The organism is Kitasatospora sp. NPDC053057 (genome assembly GCF_044546945.1).
GTDB lineage: Bacteria > Actinomycetota > Actinomycetes > Streptomycetales > Streptomycetaceae > Kitasatospora.
Genome location: NZ_JBITZP010000009.1, coordinates 213,779 through 234,590 on the forward strand (window position 1 = coordinate 213,779; position 20,812 = coordinate 234,590).

A 20,812-nucleotide genomic window follows, 5' to 3' on the forward strand; every position below is an offset into this window, starting at 1 on the left:
GGCTACTTCTTGCGCTTGGCCCGCCGGGCCGGCCGGCCCGGCGCCTTGGCCTGGCGGCGGACCCTGGGCGGGACCGGCCTGGCCGGGGCCTCGACGGGCTCGGGCGCGGGCGCGGAGGTTTCCGGTTCCTCGGGCTCTTCCGCCTGCTCGGGCTGCTCGGGCTGCTGGGGCTCGATCAGCTCGACCCTGGGGTCCTCGACCGGCGGGAGCACCGACTCCGGCGCGGCGACGACCACTTGGGCCCGGCGCAGCACCTCCTGCTCCCAGAAGAACCCGGTCACCACCGTCTGCACCACCGTCTCCGGCGCCACCCCCGGCCGCACCTCGGTGCCGACGATCTCGGTCAGCGCCGGGTCCGCCGCCAGCCCCTCCAGCCGCATCGGCTTCACCCCTGCCTTGGCCAGCCGGCCGAGCAGCCGCCGACGGGTCGCCTCCAGCCCGGCGCCGCGACCGTGCGCGACCAGCTCGCGGTCCAGCCCGAGGGCGGCGAGCGCGTCGTCCACCTCGACCAGCACGCCCAGCAGCTCCCGCTGCGCGGCTCGGGCCTGCTGCTTCTGCTCGGTCAGTTTGTTCCCCAACAACGATGCCCGGAAGAGCAGTTGGGTGAACTTGACCTCCAGGTCGACGGACTCGACCCCCGGCGGAACGTCCAGCGGCCGATGGCCGTCGAGTACGGATGTGGTCGGCGCGTCGGTCATTCCGGAACCTCGATCTGCGGCAGCACGGACAGGTCGGCCGCGTAGCGGGCGGGGACGGGCGGTTCGGGGTCGGCGCCGCCGGGGGCGGGCTCGGCGAAGTCGGCGGCCGCCTCGGCCCAGTGCAGGGCGAGCAGTGCCGGGGCCGGGGGCAGCCCGGGGCGTTCGATCACCAGCAGCGGTTCGGCGAGCGCGGGGGCCAGCAGGTCGGCGGCCTGGTCGACCGGCTCGGGCGGCAGCGGCTGCTGCAGGTCCACCTCCAGGCGCCGGTCCGGGTTGCGCAGCAGCGCCGCTGCATCCTGGATCTGCTGGCGGCTGAACCGGCCCGCCTTCAGCGCCTTCCCGACCGAGAGGTTGATCTCGCGCACCCCGGCCGTGAGCGGGATGCCCAGGACCTCGTACGGCGACGGTTCGTGCAGTGGCATGGCGGTCGGTCTCTCTCCTCGCGGCTCGGGACTCAGGGCTCGGGACTCAGGGCACTGGACTCACGGTTCTGAACTCATGACTCGGAACTCACGCACGCTCTTGCTTCGACGACGCCGACCGCCGCACGGTTGCCGGTCAGCGGAGCCTGTCGATGCGCGCCTTGAGGGCGCGCAGTTCCCGGTCGCGCGGGTTGTGCTCGATGGCCAGGTCGACGAGCCCCCGAGCCTCCCAGTGGCGGCCGGAGTTGGCCTGGGATACGGCGTAGGAGCTGAGGACGACGGCGAGTTCGCTGTGCAGCTTGGCGGTGTCCTCCGGCGAGCCGGACAGTTCGAGCGCCTCCTGCAGCAGCCGGACCGCGGCAGGGTAGCTGCGCTTCTCGAAGTAGCCGATCGCCTCGCCCCGCCAGACGCTGACCATCAGGCGGCGGATGTCGGTCGAGTCGTCGTAGGACTTGGCCTTCTGGAGCATGGCTGTCTGGGCGGTGAACGGTTCGTCCCGCATGTTGTCGATGACGTGGTTGGCGAGCATCACCGAGATCCGGCGGTCGGCCTCCCTCCCGGCGTCGCCCTCCCACTCCGGGTCCCAGAGCAGCGCCTGCATCATCTTGCCGGTGGCGCGGGCGCGGTCGTCGGCGAAGGCGGCGGAGCGGGCGAGCTGGCGCAGCACGAAGGCCATGCCGTGCCGGTGTTCCGGGTCGTCGCTGAGGTCGATCAGCTGCTTCCACAGTCCGACGGCCTCCGTCAGCTCCTCGTCGGAGGCGTCGACGCGGCTGAGCTGGCCGGCCCGGTTGCCGAGGGCGGCCTGCAGGAAGTGCTTGGCGGTCGGGTCGCCGGGGGCGAGTTCGAGGCTCTTGGCGAGCAGGTCGAGGGCGCGCGGGTAGTCCTTCTCCTCGTTGTTGATCTTCCGGGCCCACTGGGCGTAGGTCGCGCCGAGGTCGCCGCGCACCTCGGGGTCGTCCGGGGCCAGCGCGTACGCCTTCTCCAGCAGCTCGGCCGCGCCCGCCTGGTCGTCCACGGTGTTCTTCAGCAGGGCGCGGGCCGCGCGGACGCCGGACTCGGCCGCGATCCGGGCCGCGCCGGCCGGCAGTACGGCGGCGGGCACGGTCCGGGCCCGGGTGAGGCAGTCGAGCGCCTCGCGCCAGTCCTGGTTGCGGTGGTGCTCACGGGCCTGGCTGACCAGCGCCGCGCAGAGCAGCGCCTCCCAGGCCGCGTCGCGCTCGCCCTCGGCCACCGTGTCCAGCGCGGCCACGGCGCCGGCCTGGCGGCCCTGGAGGTGCAGGTACTGCTGCGGGCCGAGCGCACCGAAGAGGGCGAGGGCCCGGGTGAGCGCCGGCGCGTCGGGGCCCGCCGGGCGCCGCCAGGCCCGTACGGCCTGCTCGAAGGCCTCGGCCCAGGCGGCGGTTTCGGGCTCGGTACGCAGCAGCCCGTCCAGCACCGGGCCGACGGCCAGGCGGCGCGCCGGGCGGCCGGGCAGGGTGATCCGGACGTCCTCCTGGGCGAAGGCGTCCGCGGCGTGGGCCTCCATGCCCAGGCGCAGCGTCCAGGCGGTGACCTCGTCGCCGCTGCGCCCGGCGGCCCGGTCGAGGGCGCGCAGGTCCTCGCGGAGGCGGTCGGAGAGCGCGGTACGGGCGGCGGCCATCCGCTGCGGTTCGGCCGGGCGGCCGGTGATCCGGGCGGTCTCCGCCCACAGCTCCTTGCGGTGCAGGGCGGCGACCAGGCAGCCGACCGTCCAGGCCCAGACCTGCTCGTCCGGCGCTTCGGCGGCGGCCGCGAACCGGTAGCCGGCCAAGCCGAGCGCGTGCAGCAGCCGGGGGTGGGCCGGGTCCTTGAGCAGCAGCTCGCGGTAGCCCTGGTAGGCCTCGCGGTGGCGGCCCTCGGCGGCGTGCTGGTGGGCCTCGTGCTCGCCCAGCAGCACCAGCGCCCCGGCGGCCTGCGGGTGGCCGGGCGCGAGGGTCAGCGCCTGGCGCAGGTCGCCGGCCGCCCGGCCGGGCTGCTCGGCGGCGAGGGCGGCGCCGGCCCGGCGGACCAGCACGGCGGCCCGGGCGGCGCCGGCCTCCGCCGGCAGGTCGGCCAGGGCTTCGTCGAGGCGGCCGAGTTCGGCGCGCAGCAGCGCGAGGTCGAGCCGTACGGGCGCGGCGGCGGCGCTGTCGCCGAACGCCTCGGCCCAGGCCGCCAGGACGGGTTCGGCCTGCTCGGGGGTGCCGGCCCGGCGGGCGCAGTCCAGCACGGCGCGCAGGGCGGGGCCGGTGCAGCGTATGCAGCGCGGTGAGACGGCCCCGGCGGGGGCGTGCAGGTGGTCGGCGCAGGCCTCGCGGCCGCAGCCGCCGCAGGCGCCGGTGGCGGGGCGGGCGCAGGCCGCGCAGTCCCCGGTGGGAGCGACGGCGGCATCCTCCGGCGCCTGCCCAGGCTGCGCGGACGGCCCGGACTGCCCGGACGGCCCGGACTGCGGGGACTGCGCGGCGCCCGCGCCACCCGGCGCCGTACCGGCGCTCAGGAAGTGCCGGTACCAGTCCAGCGCGGTACCCCAGTTGCCCGCCCGCTCGGCGAGCAGGGCGCGCAGCCGGGCGAGCGCCGGGTCGCCGGCCGGGTCGGGGTCGAGCGGGCCGAGCAGGGCGATGGTCTGGACCGGACGGCCCGCCAGCAGGGCGACGGCGGCCAGGTGGTAGCGGTCGCGGAGTCCGGCGGAGGCGTCGAGCAGGGTGGCGACGTGGTCGGTGGAACCCTCGGCGAGGGCGAGCGCTGCGCGCAGCCGGGACTGCCGGTGGGTGAGCGCGCCGGGCAGGGTGTCGGCCAGGGCGAGCGCTGCGGCGGCCGCTTCGCGGGCCTCGGGGCGGTCGCGGCCGGTGATCAGCAGGTGGGCGGCCTCGCGCAGGGCCGCCTCGCGCAGGGCGAGGCGGTAGCCGGGGGCGGCGGGGTGTTCGGCGGCGGCCCGCTGCCAGAGTTCGCGGGCGGCGGCCGGGTCGGTGGCCAGCAGGGTGCGGGCGAGCCGGTCGCGGGCGAGGGCCTGGCGGTCGTTCAGTTCGGGGTCGTCCAGCGGCTCCCAGCGGGCGAGGGCGCCGGCCGGGTCGTCGGTGCGGGCCAGGGCGAGGCCGTGATGGTAGGCGGCGATCCGGCTCCAGCGGGAGTCCGGCTGGTCCTCGGCCTCGGCACGCAGGATCGGTTCGGCCTCGGCGGCCTGCCCGGCGGCGGTCAGGGCGGCGCCGAGCCGGACCCGGGCGGGGCGCCAGTCGGGGGCCTGGCCGAGGCCTGTGCGGTAGTCGGCGGCGGCCTCGGCGTGCCGCTGGGCCCGTTCGTGGACCAGGGCGAGGCCGAACCTGGCCGGGGCGAAGGAGGGTTGGACGGTCAGCGCGGCGGTGAACTGCTCCCGCGCCTGGCCGTCGGCGCCGAGCAGCAGGGCGAGCCGGCCGAGGGCGTAGCGGGGGCGCGGGTCGCTCGGGCTCTCCCCGGCCGCCGCGGCGAGGTCGGCCCAGGCGGCGTCGGTGGCGCCGAGCCGCTGCCGGGCGAGGCCGCGGAAGAGCAGGCTGTCGGCGCGCAGCGCCGGGCCGCGGCCCCACGGGGAGGGCTCGCCGGGGCCGCGGCGCAGGGCCTCGTCGAAGGCGGCGACGGCGGGTTCGTCCCGGTGCAGGGTGAACAGCTGGGCGCCCCAGCGGAACCAGAGTTCGCCGCTGCCGGCGGGGGCGGCCGCGGCGAGCAGCGGCTCGGCCTCGGCCGTCCGGTCGGTGGCGCGCAGCAGGGCGGCGCGGGCGAGCACCGGCCAGTCCTGGCCGGGGAGGGCGGCCATGGCCCGGGCGGTGGCGTGGTCGCGCTGCTCGGGGCTGCCGTCGCGGCACAACTGCTGCAGCCACTGCCGGGCGCGGGCGGCGGCCTCGGCCTCCTCGCCGGGTTCGGCGCCGGTGGCGGTGGCCTGGAGGAGGGCGAGCAACGGTCCGAGGTCGCCGTCCGGGGCGTGAATCCGTTCCTCGGCGAGGCGGCGCAGACTCCACCGGGGCAGTTGGCGGGCCGGGTCGGTGAGCAGCGGGAAGGCCTCGCGGTGCAGGGCGAGGGTGGCCTGCTGGTCGCCGGTGGGGATGGTGGCCTCGGCCTGGCCGAGCAGGGCGAGGCCGCGCTGGGTGCGCAATTCCTCGGGCCCGCCGGCCAGTTGGCGGGCCAGTCGGGCGTAGCGGAGGCGGGCCTGCGGGGCCTTGCCGGCCGCGAGCTGCTCGGCGGCCGCGCCGAGGGCCTTGGCGACTCCGGCCGCGTCCAGTGTCGTTCGCCTACGGGCGAGCACCACTGCGGCCACACCGGCCAGTGCCACCACGATCAGCAGCACCGCAAGCTGCAGCATGCACCGTCCCCCTGTGCTGTGAAGTCGTCCCACGTCATGATCAACAGTCCTCGGAAGATCATGAGTTGACGTTGTTTCGTGATGTTGCTCGGGTGCCCATCAGAATAGGCCCTCCCTCAGGCGGACGAACAGGAACCCGGACTATCCTGGGCAGTGCATCAGCAGGGGCGGGAAGCGCCGATGAGGATGGGCACCGCCGCTGCTTCTCTCGGAAAATCTCCGCGATTCAGACATTTTGACTGCTTGTCAGTACTGTCCGATATGGTCCCGGCGCTTGCTGATCTGGCTTCGATTGGGGGTTTCGTGCGGAAGTTCGAAGGGCGTCCCGGTTTCGTGGTCCAGGCCTACCGTTTCGCGCTGGACCCGAACGCCGAGCAGGACGGTCGGCTGCGATCTCACTGCGGCGCGGCTCGCGCCGCGTACAACTGGGCAGTGTCGTGGGTCGAGGCATCGTGGTGGCAGCGGAAGGCGGAGGAGTCCTACGACATCCCCGAAGCCGAGCTGACCGAGTGGCGGCCGTGGTCGTTGCCGGCTCTGCGGAAGGTGTTCAACGAGGTCAAGAAGACCGATCCCCGGTTCGCCGATTGGTGGGAGGAGAACTCGAAGGAGGCATACTCGACCGGTCTGGCGAACGCTGCCGCCGCGTTCGACAACTACGCGCAGTCCAAGCGTGGCCGCCGCAAGGGCAGGCTGGTGGGGATGCCGCATCGAAAGTCGAAGCACAGGGCCCGACTGTCGTGCCGGTTCACCACCGGCGCCATCCGCGTCGTGGCGGACCGGCGGCACGTGACGCTTCCCCGGCTCGGGACGATCCGTACCCACGAGTCCACCCGCAAGCTTGAACGGCGGATCGGCAACGGCACGGCTCGCATTCTGTCGGCGACCGTGCGGTACGAGCGGGGCCGCTGGTTCGTCGCCTTCCAGGTCGAGGTCATGAAGAACAAGCGGACGGCGATGCGGCCCGATGTTGCTGTGGGCGTGGACCTGGGTGTGAAGTGCCTGGCGGTGATGGCCGACAGCACCGGTGCAGTCCGGTACGAGCCGAACCCGGCGCACTACGACACCGCGCTCAAAAAGCTCAAGCGACTCTCGCGCTGCGTCTCGCGCCGCCAGGGCCCTGACCGGCGCATGGGGCAGAAGCCGTCCAAGCGCTGGCTGATCGCCAACGCCGAACGCAACCGCGTCCATCACCGGGTGGCGAATCTTCGCGCCGACGCCCTGCACAAGCTCACCACGGACATCACCACCGAGTACGGCATGATCGTGGTCGAAGACCTCAACGTAGCCGGAATGCTCAGGAACCGCCGCCTGGCCCGAAGGATCCAGGACGCCGGGTTCGGGGAGATCCGCCGCCAGATCATCTACAAGACCCGCTGGGCTGGCGGCACGGTGATCGTCGCGGACCGCTGGTATCCATCATCCAAGACCTGCTCGAACTGCAGGACAGTGAAAGCCAAGCTGCCGCTGCACGTTCGAGTGTTCACCTGCGACGCCTGCGACCTGGTCATCGACCGGGACGAGAATGCGGCCCGCAACCTCGCCGACCTCGCGTCGGCCCGCACCACGGGTACCGGAGTGGCCGGAGACCCGGACGCGCAAGCGTCGAATCCGCGTGGAGCCGACCGGAAGACCCGCGCCACCACCCACAGCCGAAAGGCCAAGGGCGGGCGGGCAGGTGGCGCAGTCCCGCAACAGCGGGAGGAAGCGCGAGACCGTCATCAGGACACCACGGCACTGTCGTTGTGGTGACACCGTTACGGACCATTCCGGCCGAAAGGCCGGAATTGCTGATATTCGACTACAGAATCAGGAACGGTCGCGTGTCCGAGTCTCGTTGGGTGCCCGGGCTCCGCTTCGGGCCCGAGTTCGACCCCGAACAGTACGAGCTGCTGCAGTTCCACCACCGGGGCGGCGAGGCCGAGGTGTGGCGGGCCGTGCGCACCGGGCACAACGGGATCAAGGAACTCGTCGCCGCGAAGATCATGCTGGAACGGGACCCGTCCGAGGTCCGGCGCTGGCTCGGCCGCTGGGACGACGTCTCGCACAACGCCCACCGGCTCGGCGTCACCGACCTGGTGGTGCCCACCTTCCTGCTCGGCCCCTCCCCCCACCGGCCCGGCACGGTGCCCTCCGGCGGGCTGCTCGGCTACCAGATCTCGCCCTGGGTCGAGGGCGTGCCACTGCACACCTGGGCCCACGGCCAGCGCGGCGGACCGGCGGCGGTGGCCGAAGTACTGGCCCGGCTCTGCCGGATCGTCGACGAGCTGCACCGCAAGCGCTGGGTGCACCGCGACATCTCCCCCGCCAACGTCCTGGTCGACGCCCAGGGCCTGGTCAAACTGATCGACCTGACCTTCCTCGCCCCGCTCGACCACACCCTCACCGTCGCGGTGTTCACCCCCGGCCACGTCCCGCCCGAGGCCGAACAGGTCGGCGGCTTCCCGACCACCGCCAAGGACCTGTTCGCGGTCGGCACCCTCGCCCGCACCCTGCTGCTGCCCGACCACGGCCGCCTCGACCACCGGCTCGCCGCCGAACAGGCCCGCGCCGAACTGCTGGCCGCCGGCTACGGCGAGGAACTCGCCCGCTGGGCCTGCGAACCGCTCGCCCGCGAGCCCGACCGCCGCCCCGCCCCGCTCGGCCCCTGGGCCGCCCGGGGCCGCGAACTCCTGCGCGCCCACCGCCCGGTGGCGCGCACCGCGGGCCTGGCCGTGCTGCCCGACCGGGCCGGCCGGCCGCTGCTGGTCACCGGCGGCGCCGACGGCACCGCGCTGGCCGGCCCCGGACGCACCGGCCACCGGCTGCCCGCCGGCCAGGGCCCGGGAGCCGTCCGGGAGTTGGCGGCGGGCTGGGCCGGACGCCAGGGCGAGCTGGTGGTCTGCGCCGAGGATCGCTCCGGCACTCTCTGGGTCGGCACCGCGGCCGGCTGGTGGGAGGCGGCCCGCGGGGTCAGCGGCCTCGCCGGGGCCGTCGGCGCGGCCGGGGAACTCACGGTGTGGACCGCCGCCGCAGGCACCCTGCGCTCCTACCGCTGGGCCCCCGGCCTCACCCTCACCGGCCAGGAACACCCCGGCTGCCCCGCCGACCGGGTGCTCGCCGCCGAGGAGGAACGTCCCGGCGCCTGGCTGCTCCTGGTCGAGCACCGCGAACGGGTGCTCAGCTGGCGGCCCGGCTCCGGCGAACCGCCCGTCCCGCTCGGCCCGCCCGGCACCCTGCGCGCCGGGGCACTCGCCCGCGCCTCCGTCGGCCCCCAGGCCGCCACCCTGCGCGCGGACGGCTCCGTCCAGCTCCACACCCTCGGCGCCCCCGGCACCGGCACGGAGATCGGCGACGGCGAACCCGCCCTCGGCATCGCCATGGTCGGCCACCGCGGCGGGCCCACCATCGCCCTGGCCGGCGCGGGCGGCGTACGGCTGCGGCTCCCGGCCGGCGGTGCCTCCCGTCGACCGCGCTGGTGGCGGCCCACCCTGCGCCCGGCCACCCGGGTCGCGCTCACCATGGGGGACGACTGGCGGCTGTGCCTGGCGGCGGTCGTGGAGGGCGAGTTGCAGGTGTGGCAGGAGGACGCGGCCTACCGCTGGCAGGCGGTGGAGCTCCCGGAGGAGGCGTAGGACGGAGGCTTAGGACGGGGACGTAGGACGGGGACACGCCCCGGAAAACCCTTCGCGCCCGCCCCCTGCGACCGGTACGGTCTCTCGCGGCCGCACCGGCAGTTCCCCAGTTGAGAGTAGGTTCCGCCCCATGGCATGTCGCATCGGTGAGCTCGTCCTCGGTTGCCGCGAACCCGAGGTGCTGGCCCGGTTCTGGTGCGAGGTCCTGGACTTCGTGGTGCTCGGCCGCGAGGAGGACGGCAGCATCGAGATCGGGCCGCGCGAGGGCTTCGGCGGCGCGCAGCCGACGATCTTCCTCAGCCGCCGGGACGAACCGGAGCAGGGCAAGTCCCGGCTGCACATCGACGTCAACGCCACCGACCGCGACCAGGAGGCCGAGCTCGAACGCCTGCTGGCGCTCGGCGCGCGCCCGGCCGACATCGGCCAGACCGGCGAGGAGTCCTGGCACGTCCTCGCGGACCCCGAGGGCAACGAGTTCTGCCTGCTCAAGGCCCGTCTCCGCCCGCTCTGACGGATTCCGCCCCCGGTCAGGCCTCCGGCAGCAGGTGGACCGGGCCGAGCGCGCTCACGTGGGCCTCGCTGCCGACCGGCCACGGGCGGTCCGCGGAGACGATCAGCACGTCCGGAAGTCCGGCGGCTTCGGGGCGGAGTTCGACGCGGTGGTCGTGGCCGCGGAAGTCGCTGCCGATCACCTTGGCCGGGGCGGCGCCCGCCACCGGTTCGGCGGTGAGCCGGAGTTGGCCGGGACGGAGCAGGGCGAGCGCGCTTCCGGGGGCGGGCGCGGGGGTGGCCGGCGGGAGGGGGCCGAAGGGGGTCAGGGCCTCGGCTCCGTCAACCTTCACGGGGATCAGGTTGGCCTCGCCCAGAACGGTGGCGACGGCGGCGTCCGCCGGGCGGTGGTAGAGCTCGTCCGGCGTGCCGGACTGGGCGATCCGGCCGTCGCGCAGGACGGCGATGGTGTCGGCGAAGGAGAGGGCCTCGTCCTGGTCGTGGGTGACGAGGACCGCCGTGGTGCCGGACTGCCGTAGCGTGGCGGCGACTTCGCGGCGCAGTTCGGCGCGCAGGGCGGCGTCGAGGGCGGCGAAGGGTTCGTCGAGCAGCAGGAGTCGGGGCCGGGGCGCCAACGCCCGGGCGAGGGCGACGCGTTGCTGCTGGCCGCCGGATAGCTGGTGCGGTCGGCGTTCGCCGAGGCCGGGCAGGCCGACCAGGTCGAGCAGTTCGCCGACCCGGGCGCGGCGCTGGGAGCGCGGCAGACCGAAGCCGATGTTGGCGGCGACGCTCAGGTGCGGGAAGAGCGCGCCGTCCTGGGGGACGAGGCCGATGCCCCGGTGTTCGGCGGCGAGCCGGCTGCGGCCGTCGTCCAGGACGCGGCCGTGGAGCTCCACCTGCCCGGCGGCGGCCGGGTGGAAGCCCGCGAGTACTCGCAGCAGGGTGGACTTGCCGCAGCCGGAGGGGCCGAGGACACAGGCGAGGGCGCCGTCCGGAACGTGCAGGTCGATGCCGTGCAGGACGGGGCTGCGCCCGTGGGCGGCGTGCAGATCGACGACGGACAGTCCGGTCACGGGGTGCTCCCAAGGCTACGGCGGGTCAGCAGGAGGACGGACGGCACGGACAGCGCCACCATCAGCGCCGCGTACGGCGCCGCCGCCCCGTAGGCGAGACCGCTGGTGTAGACCCAGAACTGGGTGGCCAGGGTCTGGGTGCCGGTGGGGCGCAGCAGCAGGGTGGCGGTGAGTTCGGTGGAGGCGGTGAGGCCGACCATGGCGACGGCGGCGCCGAGGCCGGGCAGCACCAGCGGGAGGGTGATCCGGCCGAGGACGGCGAGCGGCCGGGTGCCGAGCGAGCGGGCGGCCTCCTCGACGCCGGGCGGCACCTGGGCGAGGGCGGCGCGCACGGCGGTCAGCGCCAGCGGGAAGAACAGCAGGACGTATCCGAGGATGAGCATCGGCGGCTGCTGGTACAGGGGTTGGGCCCAGCGGACGGCGAAGAAGACCACCGAGAGGGCGACCGCGATGCCGGGCAGCGCCCGGGTGAGGTAGGCGACCCGCTCGACGGCTCGGGCCGGCCGGGTGCCGCGTCGCCAGCCGTACAGGGCGACCGGAACGGCGGCGAGGGTGGCGACGACGGCCGCGCCGAGCGCGTACCCGAGGGTGGCCAGGGTGGCGCCGAGGACGGAGGCGGAGGGCAGGGTGGTGGAGCTGCCCTTGATCAGCCAGTACGTGAGCGCGTACAGCGGCACCCCGAGCGAGACGCCGACCAGCGCGGCGAGCGCGACGAGTGCCGGGACGGTCCAGCCGCGCAGGCGTACGGGCGCTGCGGGGCGGGCGAGGGCGCCGTGCCGGGTGACGCGCGCCTGGCGGCCGGCCCAGGCCTCCAGGGTGACCAGCAGCAGGGCGAGCGCGACCAGCACCAGGGTGAGCAGGGAGGCGGAGGCCGCGTCGAAGCCGAGCTTGTACTGGGTGAACACGGCGGTGGCGAAGGTGGTGTAGCGCAGCATCGCGAAGGCGCCGTACTCGCCGAGCAGGTAGAGCGAGACGAGCAGCACGCCGCCGGCGAGTGCGGGCCGGGTGAGCGGGAGGGTGACCCGCCACAGGGTGGCGAGGCGGCCGCGGCCGAGGGAGCGGGAGACCTCCTCGGCGGCGGCGTCGCCGTGCCGCAGGGCGGCGGCAACCGGGAGGAAGACCAGGGGGTAGAGCGAGCAGGTCATCACCAGCACCGCGCCCCAGTAGCCGTGGACGGAGCGGAACAGCGAGACCCAGGAGTAGCCGCGGACGAATTCCGGTACGGCGAGCGGCAGGGCGAGCGCGACGGTCCAGGCGCGGCGCCCGGGCAGGGTGGTGCGTTCGACCAGGTAGGCGGCGCCGAAGCCGAGGACGGCGGTGGCGAGGGTGACGGCGGCGGCCAGGCTGAGGGTGTGCCAGAGCAGGGTGGCGATCAGCGGGCGGCCGAGGAGCCGCTGGGTCTGGTCCCAACCGGCCTGCGCGGCCTGGGCGATGACGAAGCCGAGCGGCGAGGCGACCACCGCGACGACGGCGACGGCGACGAGGGCGAGCAGACCGGTGGCCCGCCACCGCCGCCCCTGCACGGGAGTCGTCACTGGAGCAGACCGGCGTCCTGGAGCAGGGCCAGGGCCTGCTTGCCGTCGCCGAGCTGGGCCGGGTCGGCGACGGTGCCGATGGTGTCCAGGGCGGGCAGTTCGGGCTTGCCCTGCACGCCGGTGACCAGCGGGTACTCGTAGCTGGCCGAGCCGGCGATGACGGTCTGGGCGGGGGCGGAGGCGAGGTAGCCGAGGAAGGCCTGGGCGGCGGCCTGGTGCTTGCCGTGCTTGAGGACGGCGGCACCGGAGACGTCGACCAGCGAGCCCGGGTCGCCCTTGGGGAAGTAGTGCAGGGTCGCGTGGGTTCCGGCGGCGCCCTTCTCGTCACGCATCCGGTAGAAGTAGTAGTGGTCGATGACGCCGCCCTCGACCTCGCCGCTGTTGATGGCGGCGGAGAGGGTCTCGTTGCTGTCGTAGACCTTGGCGTTGTCCTTGAGGCCCTTGAGCCACTGCTTGGCGGCGTCCTCGCCCTTGACCTTGAGGACCTGGGTGACGACCGGGGCGAAGTCGGTCTCGCTGGGGGCGATGCCGAGGCGGCCCTTCCACTCGGGCTTAGCGAGGTCGAGCACGGAGGCGGGCGGCGCGGTGTCGGCGGCCTTGCCGGTGCCGGCCAGGAAGGCGGAGGTCCGGGCGGAGACGCCGACCCAGTCGCCCCGGCCCGAACTGTCGTTGGCAGGTATGGACTTGAGGGTGTCGGGGGCGACCTTGGCGAGCAGGCCCTTGTCGCCGAGGACGGTGAGCGCGGGCGGGTTCTCGGCGTAGAAGACGTCGGCCGGGGAGGCGTCGCCCTCCTGGAGGATCTGGTTGGCCAGCTCGGCTTCGTCCCCGGAGCGCAGCTCGACCTTGATGCCGGTGCGCTTGGTGAAGTCCTCGGTCAGGGCCTTGACGGTCTGTTCGTGCTGGCCGCTGTAGACCGTGATGGTCTGGCCGGCCAGCGCGGTGCCGGAGGCCGCGGGGGACGCACTGTCCGCACTGCCGCCCGAGCTGCCGCACGCGGTGAGGGCGAGCGCGCAGGCGGCGAGGAGGGACAGGGCCGCGAGGGGCCGGACGGTTCCGGGCATGGTGAGGGTCCTCCATGGAAGCGGGTTCGGCCGTACGGACCAGCCGCAGGGCACCGGCCTGACGGCACGAGAACCTAGGGCAGGAAAGGCTTGCCTAACAAGTTTCGGAGCGTCACATCTCGGTCCGGTCGCGATGGGGTAGGACTTCGGTGAGCGCTGCCCCAAGTACAGGCAAAACGCCCGCCAAGTGCGGGTCAGAACGGGATGAAGCGGTCTGCCTCGGCTTCAGCACTCTCCACTACGGTGCGTGACGGTCGCCGGATGGGCCGGGACGCGGCGGGGCCCCGGAACCGGTGTCGGTTCCGGGGCCTCGGCCCGGCGGGAGGAGCGGTTCGGCGGGGGCCGGCTCAGCGGGGGCCGGCTCAGCGGAAGCGGCGCAGCCGCAGGCTGTTGCCGACCACGAAGACCGAGGAGAAGGCCATGGCCGCCCCCGCGATCATCGGGTTGAGCAGCCCGGCCGCCGCCAGCGGCAGGGCGGCGACGTTGTAGCCGAACGCCCAGAACAGGTTGCTCTTGATGGTGCCGAGGGTCCTGCGGGAGAGCCGGATGGCGTCCGCCGCGGCCAGCAGGTCACCGCGGACCAGGGTCAGGTCGCCGGCCTCGATCGCGGCGTCCGTACCGGTCCCCATCGCCAGGCCCAGGTCGGCCTGGGCGAGCGCGGCCGCGTCGTTGACGCCGTCGCCGACCATCGCCACGACCTTGCCCTCGGCCTGCAGCCGCTTGACGGTGTCGACCTTGTCCTGCGGCATGACCTCGGCGATCACGTGCTCCGGCTTGATGCCGACCTCGGCGGCGACCGCCTCGGCGACCAGCTTGTTGTCACCGGTGAGCAGCACCGGGGTCAGGCCCAGGGCGCGCAGCTTGGCGATGGCCTCCGCACTGGTCGGCTTGACCGCGTCGGCGACCTCCAGCACGGCCCGCGCCTCGCCGTCCCAGCCGACCGCGATCACGGTACGGCCCGCCGACTCGGCCTTGCGCTTGGCCTCGGCCAGGGGCTCCGGCAGGTACTGCGACCACTCGTTGAGCAGCGCCTCGCGGCCGGCTACCACCGCGTGGCCGTCCACCACACCCTGGACGCCCAGGCCAGGCACGTTCTCGAAGCCCTCGACGGCGGGCAGTTCGCCGGCCTTGGCGGCGGCGGTGGCGATCGCCCGGGCGATCGGGTGCTCGGAGGCGTGCTCCAGGGCGCCGGCCAGGCGCAGCGCCTCGGCCTCGGTGACGCCCTCGACGGTGTGCACGGCGAGCAGGGTCATCTGGCCGGTGGTGACGGTGCCGGTCTTGTCCAGGACGATGGTGTCGACCCTGCGGGTGGACTCCAGCACCTCGGGGCCCTTGATCAGCACGCCCAGCTGGGCGCCGCGGCCGGTGCCGACCAGCAGCGCGGTCGGGGTGGCCAGGCCGAGGGCGCAGGGGCAGGCGATGATCAGTACGGCCACCGCTGCCGTGAAGGCGGCGGTCCAGCCCTCTCCGGTGCCCAGCCAGTAGCCGAGGGTGGCGACGGCGAGGGTGATGACGATCGGCACGAAGACGGCGGAGATCCGGTCGGCGAGGCGCTGGGCGGCGGCCTTGCCGTTCTGCGCATCCTCGACCAGCCTGGCCATCCGGGCGAGCTGGGTGTCCGCGCCGACCCGGGTCGCCTCGACGACCAGCCGGCCGCCCGCGTTGACGGTGGCACCGGTGACGTTGTCGCCGACCCCGACCTCGACCGGCACCGACTCGCCGGTCAGCATCGAGGCGTCGACGGCCGAGGCGCCCTCGACCACGGTGCCGTCGGCCGCGATCTTCTCGCCGGGTCGCACCACGAAGCGGTCGCCCACGGCGAGTTCGGCGATCGGGATCCGCACCTCGGCTCCGCCGCGCAGCACCGCCACGTCCTTGGCGCCCAGTTCCAGCAGCGCCTTGAGAGCGGCACCGGCGGTGCGCTTGGAGCGGGCCTCGAAGTAGCGCCCGGCCAGGATGAAGGCGGTGACGCCGGCCGCCGCCTCCAGGTAGATGTTGGAGGCGCCGTCGCTGCGGGCGATGGTGAACTCGAAGCCGTGCCGCATGCCCGGCATTCCGGCGTCGCCGAAGAACAGCGCCCACAGCGACCACAGGAACGCGGCGCCCGTACCGAGCGAGACCAAGGTGTCCATCGTCGCGGCGCCGTGCCGGGCGTTGGTGAACGCGGCCTTGTGGAACGGCCAGGCGGCGTAGGTGACGACCGGGGCGGCGAGGGTCAGCGAGAGCCACTGCCAGTTGTCGAACTGCAGGGCCGGCACCATCGCCATCGCGATCACCGGGACGGCCAGGGCCAGCGCGGTGAACAGCCGCTGGCGCAGCGGGGCCAGCTCGTCGGCGGGCTCGGCCTGGTCGGCATCCTGGCTGCCCCCGGTGGCCGGGGGCTTGGGCAGGGCGGCGGTGTAGCCGGTGGCCTCGACGGTGGCGATCAGGTCGGCGACCTCCACCTCGCCCTCGAAGGTGACCTTCGCCTTCTCGGTGGCGTAGTTGACGCTGGCCGAGACGCCGTCCATCCGGTTGAGCTTCTTCTCGATGCGGGCCGCGCACGAGGCGCACGTCATTCCGCCGATCGAGAGTTCCACCTCCGTGGAGGCGGGTGCCTGCGTGGTCATCGTTGCTCCTCGTGACAGTCGGTACTTCGAGGCGTGTTCGGCCGGACCGCCATACCCATGGGGGGTATCTGGCGGCGCCGGGATCAGTTATACCCCTGGGGGGTAGGAGTGGCAAGCTTTCGGCTATACCCCCTGGTGGTATTTTCCCAAGTCGGCGACCCGCCTTGACTTGATACCCCCATGGGGTATTCACTTCACCTGCTCGACACGCCACCGCGCACTGCGTCCAGGACGCCATCGCCGGTGGCGGCGCCGAGGCCGACGCCAAGGTCGCCAAGGCCTCGCAGGCCATCGCCCACCTGATGCGGGCCTGAGCCCCCTCACCCCGATCGCCCAAGGAGACCGCGATGAACACCGCGCTGCGCATCACCGCCTTCACCGCCGGCCTCGCCGCCGCCTTCGGCCTCGCCCTCGGCGTCGGCCACGCCACCGGCAGCGACCCGGCCCCCGAGCCCGCCGCCGCTCACGCGGTGCACACCGCCGCCGCCCCCGCAGGCGAGCACACCGGGCACGACACCGGAGGCGGGGCAGCCGGCGAGCACCTGCCCGGCGGGCTGCAGATCTCCGAACGCGGCTACACCCTGAGCGTCGACGACCCCTTCGTCACCGCCGGCTCCCCCACCGACCTGAAGTTCCGCATCCTCGGCGCGGACGGCAAGCCCGTCACCACCTACCAGCAGCAGCACGAGAAGGAACTCCACCTGATCGTCGCCCCGCGCGACCTATCCACCTTCCAGCACCTGCACCCGACCCTCGCCGCCGACGGCACCTGGAGCGCCCCCGCCGCCGTCCCCGCCGCCGGGGAGTACCGGGTCTTCGCCGACTTCACCCCGGCCGGCGCCGCCGAGGGCCTCACCCTCGGCGCCGACCTCCACGCCGCGGGCGACCTGCGCCCCGCCCCGCTGCCCGAGACCGGACGGACCGTCACCGTCGACGGCTACACCGTCACCCTCGGCGGCGACCTCACCTCCGGCCGCAGCAACCACCTCACCCTGAACGTCAGCAAGGACGGCGCCCCCGTCACCGACCTCCAGCCCTACCTGGGCGCCTACGGCCACCTGGTCGCGCTGCGCGCCAGCGACCTCGCCTACCTCCACGTCCACCCGGACGCCACCACCCCGGGCCCCGAGATCGGCTTCACCACCACCGCCCCCAGCGGCGGCAGCTACCGGCTCTTCCTGGACTTCCAGCACCAGGACACCGTCCACACCGCCGCCTTCACCGTGACGGCCGACGGCGCCGCCGACCCCGCCGCCGAGCCGGCTCAGGAGCCGGCCGCCGACCATCAGCACTGAGCGGCCCGTACGGAAGGTGCCGGGCGATCCACGCGGATCGCCCGGCACCTTCCTGCATTGGCCGGTCCGGCCAGCGGAACGCGGCGATATTGCGGGCGGCCCAGTCGGCCCGTATGACGTACTTCACACCGACTGCCCCGCCCGCGAGGTGGTCGACCACGTGACCAGCAGGTGGGGCATCTGGGTGCTGATCTCCCTGCGCAGCGACGACCTCCGGTTCTACGAGCTGCGCGAGAGCATCCGGGGCATCAGCGAGAGGATGCTCTCCCAGGCCCTGCGGACACTCGGCAGACTGCTGACATCCCACCGGCAGCCGTAGGCTCCGGGCCATGCACAACACCCTGACCGACCTCGCCCGCTGCCTCTGGGGCGACGAGTACGGACCCACACCGGCGTGCGAACAGTCGTGGCAGCACAAGGAGTTCTACTTCACCGAGCGGCTGACCTTCGCCGGCCCGGACGAGATCCTGGACATGCTGCGAACCCTCTGCCCGCACCTGGTCGACGGCCACCTCCCGGTCTGGGCCCGCAACCTCGCCTACCGGCTGCTCCTGCTCCAGCGCCCCGACGACCCAGCCCTGATGCGCGAGGCCGCCAACAGTCTCTACTGTCACGGCCCCGACTGGGACGACATCGCCGAGGACCTGACCCGCCGCGCCGACGCCCTCGAAGCGGGATGACCCCAGGCGCAGGTCAGTCCGTGGCCTTGGGGTGGCCGGCGCCCGCGTAGGTGATCCAGACGATGCGGCTGGCATCGTCGATCAGGTACCAGATGCGCCCACCGGCCGTGACCTCGTACTGCCAGCGCTCCAGGCGGAGGTGCCGAACTCGACCAGCTGGTGGGCGATTCGGGCGGCGGAGGCCTCGCTGAAGAGATCGGCGAGGTAGGAGGCCTGGTCGGAGTCGAGCGGGAGCCGGGCGAGGCTGGTACGGATGGCGTCGAGGGCGTCGGTGAGCCTGGTGAAGGTGGCGGCCTTGGTGACGCCCTTGATCTCGACGCTGACAGGGAAGGGGAGTTCGGCAGTCACTGCGCGCCCCCTTCGATCAGCGCCCACATCACCTTGCCGATGCCGCCGGGACGCGGGCGGCAGCCCCAGTCGGACGCCAGCCGGGAGACGAGCCAGAGCCCACGGCCGGTGCGGACTTGTGGTGCCTGGGCAGCCACCACGAGAACTCGTAGGTCGGCGCCACCGCCGGAGCATGCGGCGGGTTCGTGATGCTTGGGTTCACAGACTCGTCGGCTTCAGGCGCGGTAGCGCTGGAAACGCTGACCAGCAGCCACTACCTGGAGCAGGAAGCAGAACTCGACGGCTACGGACTCGTCTTCGACTACCTGCGCTCATCGGCCCTGAACCCGGCCCAGTCGATCGATATGATCAACGCCATCACGTCGGAATCGTGAGTACGAGATCAGACAAGAGGGTGAGCAGATGACCATGCCGGAGATCTCCACTCGTGAGTGGTACAAGAGTAGCTACAGCGCACAGGCGAACGACTGCATAGAGACCAGGCTCGTCGTCAGCGGCGGGAACATGGCCGTCCGGGACTCGAAGGACCCTCAGGGTCCCACTCTGGCCTTCCCCGCCGACGCGTGGACGGCCTTCGTCTCCGCCATCAAGACCGGCGAACTCCCCACCACCTGAACATGCCTGCGCGAGAAGTCGGCCCGCCCGACTTCTCGCGCAACTCCAAGGCAGCGAACGGCAGGTAGCACTCGATGTACACAGCAGACCTCACCGAAGCCCGCATCGAGGATGCGGGCAACATCCTGGTTGCACCTTCGACGGTGCAACACATCGACTTCTTCGGGGCCACCATCACGCCGGAGGACCTCGCCTCCGGCTCGCCCGACCTCGCGCAGAAGACCGTCTACCTGTGTGGCGACATATCCGGGATCGCCGCCCTGCAACTCCACACGGCAGCCCGCGTGTTCGTCGTCCGGGAGCTTTCACAGAACCACGCCGACGCCCCCTGGCCCCTCGTCGGCCTCGGCCGAGTGCCCATCCGCGTGCACGGCGTCGGCGTCTACTACCGCCGCTTCTTCGAACTCGACGCCGACCACTTCGGACGGATCCGTGCCGAGCACACCTTCCAGTCCCTGACGGAGTCCACCAAGCCCGGGTCGGCCCACCGCAGCGGGATCTACCTCACGCCCGTCACCCGCACCGGCGACGAACTGCACTTCCACCTGCTCCGCTGCTCCACCAACCTCTCCGGCCCGACCGAGAACTTCGGTCCGACCGACACGGACATCGTCGACGCCCTGAACCGCGAGGCCGCCACCGTCTTCCGGGGCCACGCACCGCTGAACCACGTCCTCGCCCAGACCTACCACAACACCCTTGCCACGCCCGAGCGCAAGCAGTCCAAGGCCAAGATCTCGGCCCACGCCGACAAGACCAAGGACATGCCCGCCAACGGCATCATGGCCTTCTGCACCTTCTACGACGACCTCGACGAGCTCCAGCCCCTGGCCGATGACCCCTTCGACTACGGCGCGAAGAAGTCCAGCGGGCTGACCAGACTCCAGTTCCGCCTCAAAGAGTCGGCCCGGGAAAGCCACGGGGACTCGCTCCCCTCGCAGTTCACCCTGACCCTCTATCCCGGCTCCGTGTTCTTCATGCCGCTGTCCACCAACCGCCTCTACACGCACGAGATCCGGCCTTCAGCGCTGGACGCCGAGCTGCTCCCGACCCGCCTGGGCTACGTGGTGCGCTGCTCGAACACCGAGGCCGTGCACAAGGACGGCCGGACGTTCCTCACATCAGCCGGAAACCTGGTGCGACTGGAACCGCCCACACAGGCCGGCATGGACGAGCTGCGCAGGCGGTACGCCGAGGAGAACAGGAGCTCGTCCTTCATCGACTACGGCAACGACTTCCTCTTCAGCATGAACACGGGAGACTACCTTGCCCCCCGCGCCTAGCATCTCGGACCAGGTCCTCTCCTACGCCCTGCCCACCGATCAGGACCTCTTCGCGGAGCTGGCCGCGTCGGCCCGCCTGGAAGACCTCGGGAAAGGACGCCGGGGCACCACGCTCACCAAACCCGACGAGACGGGCGGCGTACCCCTCGTCCGCACCACCAGCCAATACGCCAATCCGGCACAGCACTTCCGCCCGATACACGAATGCCTGGCCCAGCAGATCCAGCAACGCGCCGGTCTTCCCCTCGCCTTCAACAACGCCCTCTTCGAGAGCTACACGAACGCCTACACGACCATGGGCAGCCATTCCGACCAGGCCCTCGATCTGGCCGACGAGTCGTTCATCGCCGTCCTCTCCTGCTATCGGGATCCCGAAGCGGGCCCGCCGAGGAAGCTGATCGTCGAATCGAAGGGATCGGACGGCGAGAGGTTCGAGATCCCCCTCACCCACAACAGCTTCGTCGCGTTCTCCGTCGGTTCGAACCGGCGGCTCCGGCACAAGATCGTCCTGGACAAGCCTGTCCCGGCGGCGGACAACCTCTGGCTGGGCGTGACCTTCCGAACGTCGAAGACCCTCGTGCGATTTCGCGACGGACACCCGTACCTCCCGCAGGGTGCCCGCCTCACGACGGCCGACGATGAGCAGCGGCGCGAGTTCTACCAACTACGGCGCCGCGAGAACTGTGAGAATCGACGGGTGCTGTCCCGGGCCGTGGCCTGACCCGCGCGAGAACGGACCGTGGTGTCCTGGTTTGGATCTGTCGGCCGC

At 73.0% G+C, this 20,812-nt stretch carries 16 protein-coding genes and 2 pseudogenes; 10 read left to right on the forward strand and 8 right to left on the reverse strand.

Annotated elements, in window-relative coordinates; translation table 11 throughout:
* Positions 1-2 precede the first annotated feature (2 nt).
* The 3 genes from ACIG5E_RS13305 to ACIG5E_RS13315 all read right to left on the reverse strand — a co-directional run bounded on the left by ACIG5E_RS13305 (position 3) and on the right by ACIG5E_RS13315 (position 5,444).
* Entirely contained in the window at positions 3-698 is a 696-nt protein-coding gene (locus ACIG5E_RS13305) for a nucleotide exchange factor GrpE (protein ID WP_396533516.1), read from the reverse strand.
* Positions 695-1,120 (reverse strand): hypothetical protein, encoded by a 426-nt coding sequence (locus ACIG5E_RS13310; protein ID WP_396533517.1) that lies wholly within the window; start codon positions 1,118-1,120, stop codon positions 695-697. The genes ACIG5E_RS13305 and ACIG5E_RS13310 overlap by 4 nt, the downstream gene beginning before the upstream one ends.
* A gap of 136 nt (positions 1,121-1,256) precedes the next feature.
* Entirely contained in the window at positions 1,257-5,444 is a 4,188-nt protein-coding gene (locus ACIG5E_RS13315) for a hypothetical protein (RefSeq protein WP_396533518.1), read from the reverse strand.
* A 303-nt stretch (positions 5,445-5,747) separates the two neighbouring features.
* Between ACIG5E_RS13315 and tnpB the strand changes: the two genes are divergently transcribed.
* The 3 genes from tnpB (at position 5,748) to ACIG5E_RS13330 (ending at position 9,566) form a co-directional block, all read left to right on the forward strand.
* Complete coding sequence (gene tnpB / locus ACIG5E_RS13320) at positions 5,748-7,193, forward strand: IS607 family element RNA-guided endonuclease TnpB (protein WP_396533519.1); 1,446 nt, start codon at positions 5,748-5,750, stop codon at positions 7,191-7,193.
* Between the two features lie 71 nt (positions 7,194-7,264).
* The gene (locus ACIG5E_RS13325; RefSeq protein ID WP_396533520.1) at positions 7,265-9,055 is read left to right on the forward strand and encodes a serine/threonine protein kinase; all 1,791 of its coding nucleotides are present in this window, start codon (positions 7,265-7,267) and stop codon (positions 9,053-9,055) included.
* A 130-nt stretch (positions 9,056-9,185) separates the two neighbouring features.
* Positions 9,186-9,566 carry a VOC family protein gene (locus ACIG5E_RS13330; protein WP_396533521.1) on the forward strand — a complete coding sequence of 127 codons (381 nt, stop codon included), beginning with the start codon at positions 9,186-9,188 and terminating at the stop codon, positions 9,564-9,566.
* Between the two features lie 16 nt (positions 9,567-9,582).
* On the opposite strand, the gene ACIG5E_RS13335 is transcribed toward ACIG5E_RS13330, so the two are convergent.
* From ACIG5E_RS13335 to ACIG5E_RS13350, 4 genes are all read right to left on the reverse strand, one after another.
* Positions 9,583-10,617, reverse strand: a complete 1,035-nt coding sequence (locus ACIG5E_RS13335; RefSeq protein ID WP_396533522.1) for an ABC transporter ATP-binding protein — start codon at positions 10,615-10,617, stop codon at positions 9,583-9,585.
* A complete protein-coding gene (locus tag ACIG5E_RS13340) occupies positions 10,614-12,152 on the reverse strand; it encodes an ABC transporter permease (protein ID WP_396533523.1) in 1,539 nt (512 codons plus the stop codon). Before ACIG5E_RS13340 ends, ACIG5E_RS13335 begins: the two co-directional genes overlap by 4 nt.
* Positions 12,149-13,213: an iron ABC transporter substrate-binding protein gene (locus ACIG5E_RS13345; RefSeq protein WP_396533524.1), complete on the reverse strand. Its 1,065-nt coding sequence runs from the start codon at positions 13,211-13,213 to the stop codon at positions 12,149-12,151. The genes ACIG5E_RS13340 and ACIG5E_RS13345 overlap by 4 nt, the downstream gene beginning before the upstream one ends.
* A 362-nt stretch (positions 13,214-13,575) precedes the next feature.
* Positions 13,576-15,822, reverse strand: coding sequence for a heavy metal translocating P-type ATPase (locus tag ACIG5E_RS13350; RefSeq protein ID WP_396533525.1), 2,247 nt, complete (start codon positions 15,820-15,822; stop codon positions 13,576-13,578).
* A gap of 347 nt (positions 15,823-16,169) precedes the next feature.
* On the opposite strand from ACIG5E_RS13350, the gene ACIG5E_RS13355 reads away from it, so the two are divergent.
* The 3 genes and pseudogenes from ACIG5E_RS13355 to ACIG5E_RS13365 all read left to right on the forward strand — a co-directional run bounded on the left by ACIG5E_RS13355 (position 16,170) and on the right by ACIG5E_RS13365 (position 17,797).
* Complete coding sequence (locus tag ACIG5E_RS13355; protein ID WP_396533526.1) at positions 16,170-17,117, forward strand: hypothetical protein; 948 nt, start codon at positions 16,170-16,172, stop codon at positions 17,115-17,117.
* An 88-nt stretch (positions 17,118-17,205) separates the two neighbouring features.
* A pseudogene (locus ACIG5E_RS13360) lies at positions 17,206-17,403 on the forward strand (winged helix-turn-helix transcriptional regulator); the annotation flags it as partial.
* A 43-nt stretch (positions 17,404-17,446) separates the two neighbouring features.
* Complete coding sequence (locus tag ACIG5E_RS13365) at positions 17,447-17,797, forward strand: hypothetical protein (RefSeq protein WP_396533527.1); 351 nt, start codon at positions 17,447-17,449, stop codon at positions 17,795-17,797.
* An 81-nt stretch (positions 17,798-17,878) separates the two neighbouring features.
* Here the strand turns inward: ACIG5E_RS13365 and ACIG5E_RS13370 are convergent, their stop codons facing one another.
* Positions 17,879-18,145 (reverse strand): hypothetical protein, encoded by a 267-nt coding sequence (locus ACIG5E_RS13370; protein WP_396533528.1) that lies wholly within the window; start codon positions 18,143-18,145, stop codon positions 17,879-17,881.
* Between the two features lie 167 nt (positions 18,146-18,312).
* On the opposite strand from ACIG5E_RS13370, the pseudogene ACIG5E_RS13375 reads away from it, so the two are divergent.
* The 4 genes and pseudogenes from ACIG5E_RS13375 to ACIG5E_RS13390 form a co-directional block, all read left to right on the forward strand.
* Positions 18,313-18,519 (forward strand): annotated as a pseudogene (locus ACIG5E_RS13375) (Scr1 family TA system antitoxin-like transcriptional regulator); the annotation flags it as partial.
* A gap of 28 nt (positions 18,520-18,547) precedes the next feature.
* On the forward strand, positions 18,548-18,760 hold the full coding sequence (locus ACIG5E_RS13380) for a DUF397 domain-containing protein (RefSeq protein ID WP_396533529.1): 213 nt from the start codon (positions 18,548-18,550) through the stop codon (positions 18,758-18,760).
* A gap of 74 nt (positions 18,761-18,834) precedes the next feature.
* A complete protein-coding gene (locus ACIG5E_RS13385) occupies positions 18,835-20,043 on the forward strand; it encodes a hypothetical protein (protein ID WP_396533530.1) in 1,209 nt (402 codons plus the stop codon).
* The gene (locus tag ACIG5E_RS13390) at positions 20,027-20,764 is read left to right on the forward strand and encodes a hypothetical protein (protein ID WP_396533531.1); all 738 of its coding nucleotides are present in this window, start codon (positions 20,027-20,029) and stop codon (positions 20,762-20,764) included. Before ACIG5E_RS13385 ends, ACIG5E_RS13390 begins: the two co-directional genes overlap by 17 nt.
* The last annotated feature ends 48 nt before the right edge of the window (positions 20,765-20,812 follow it).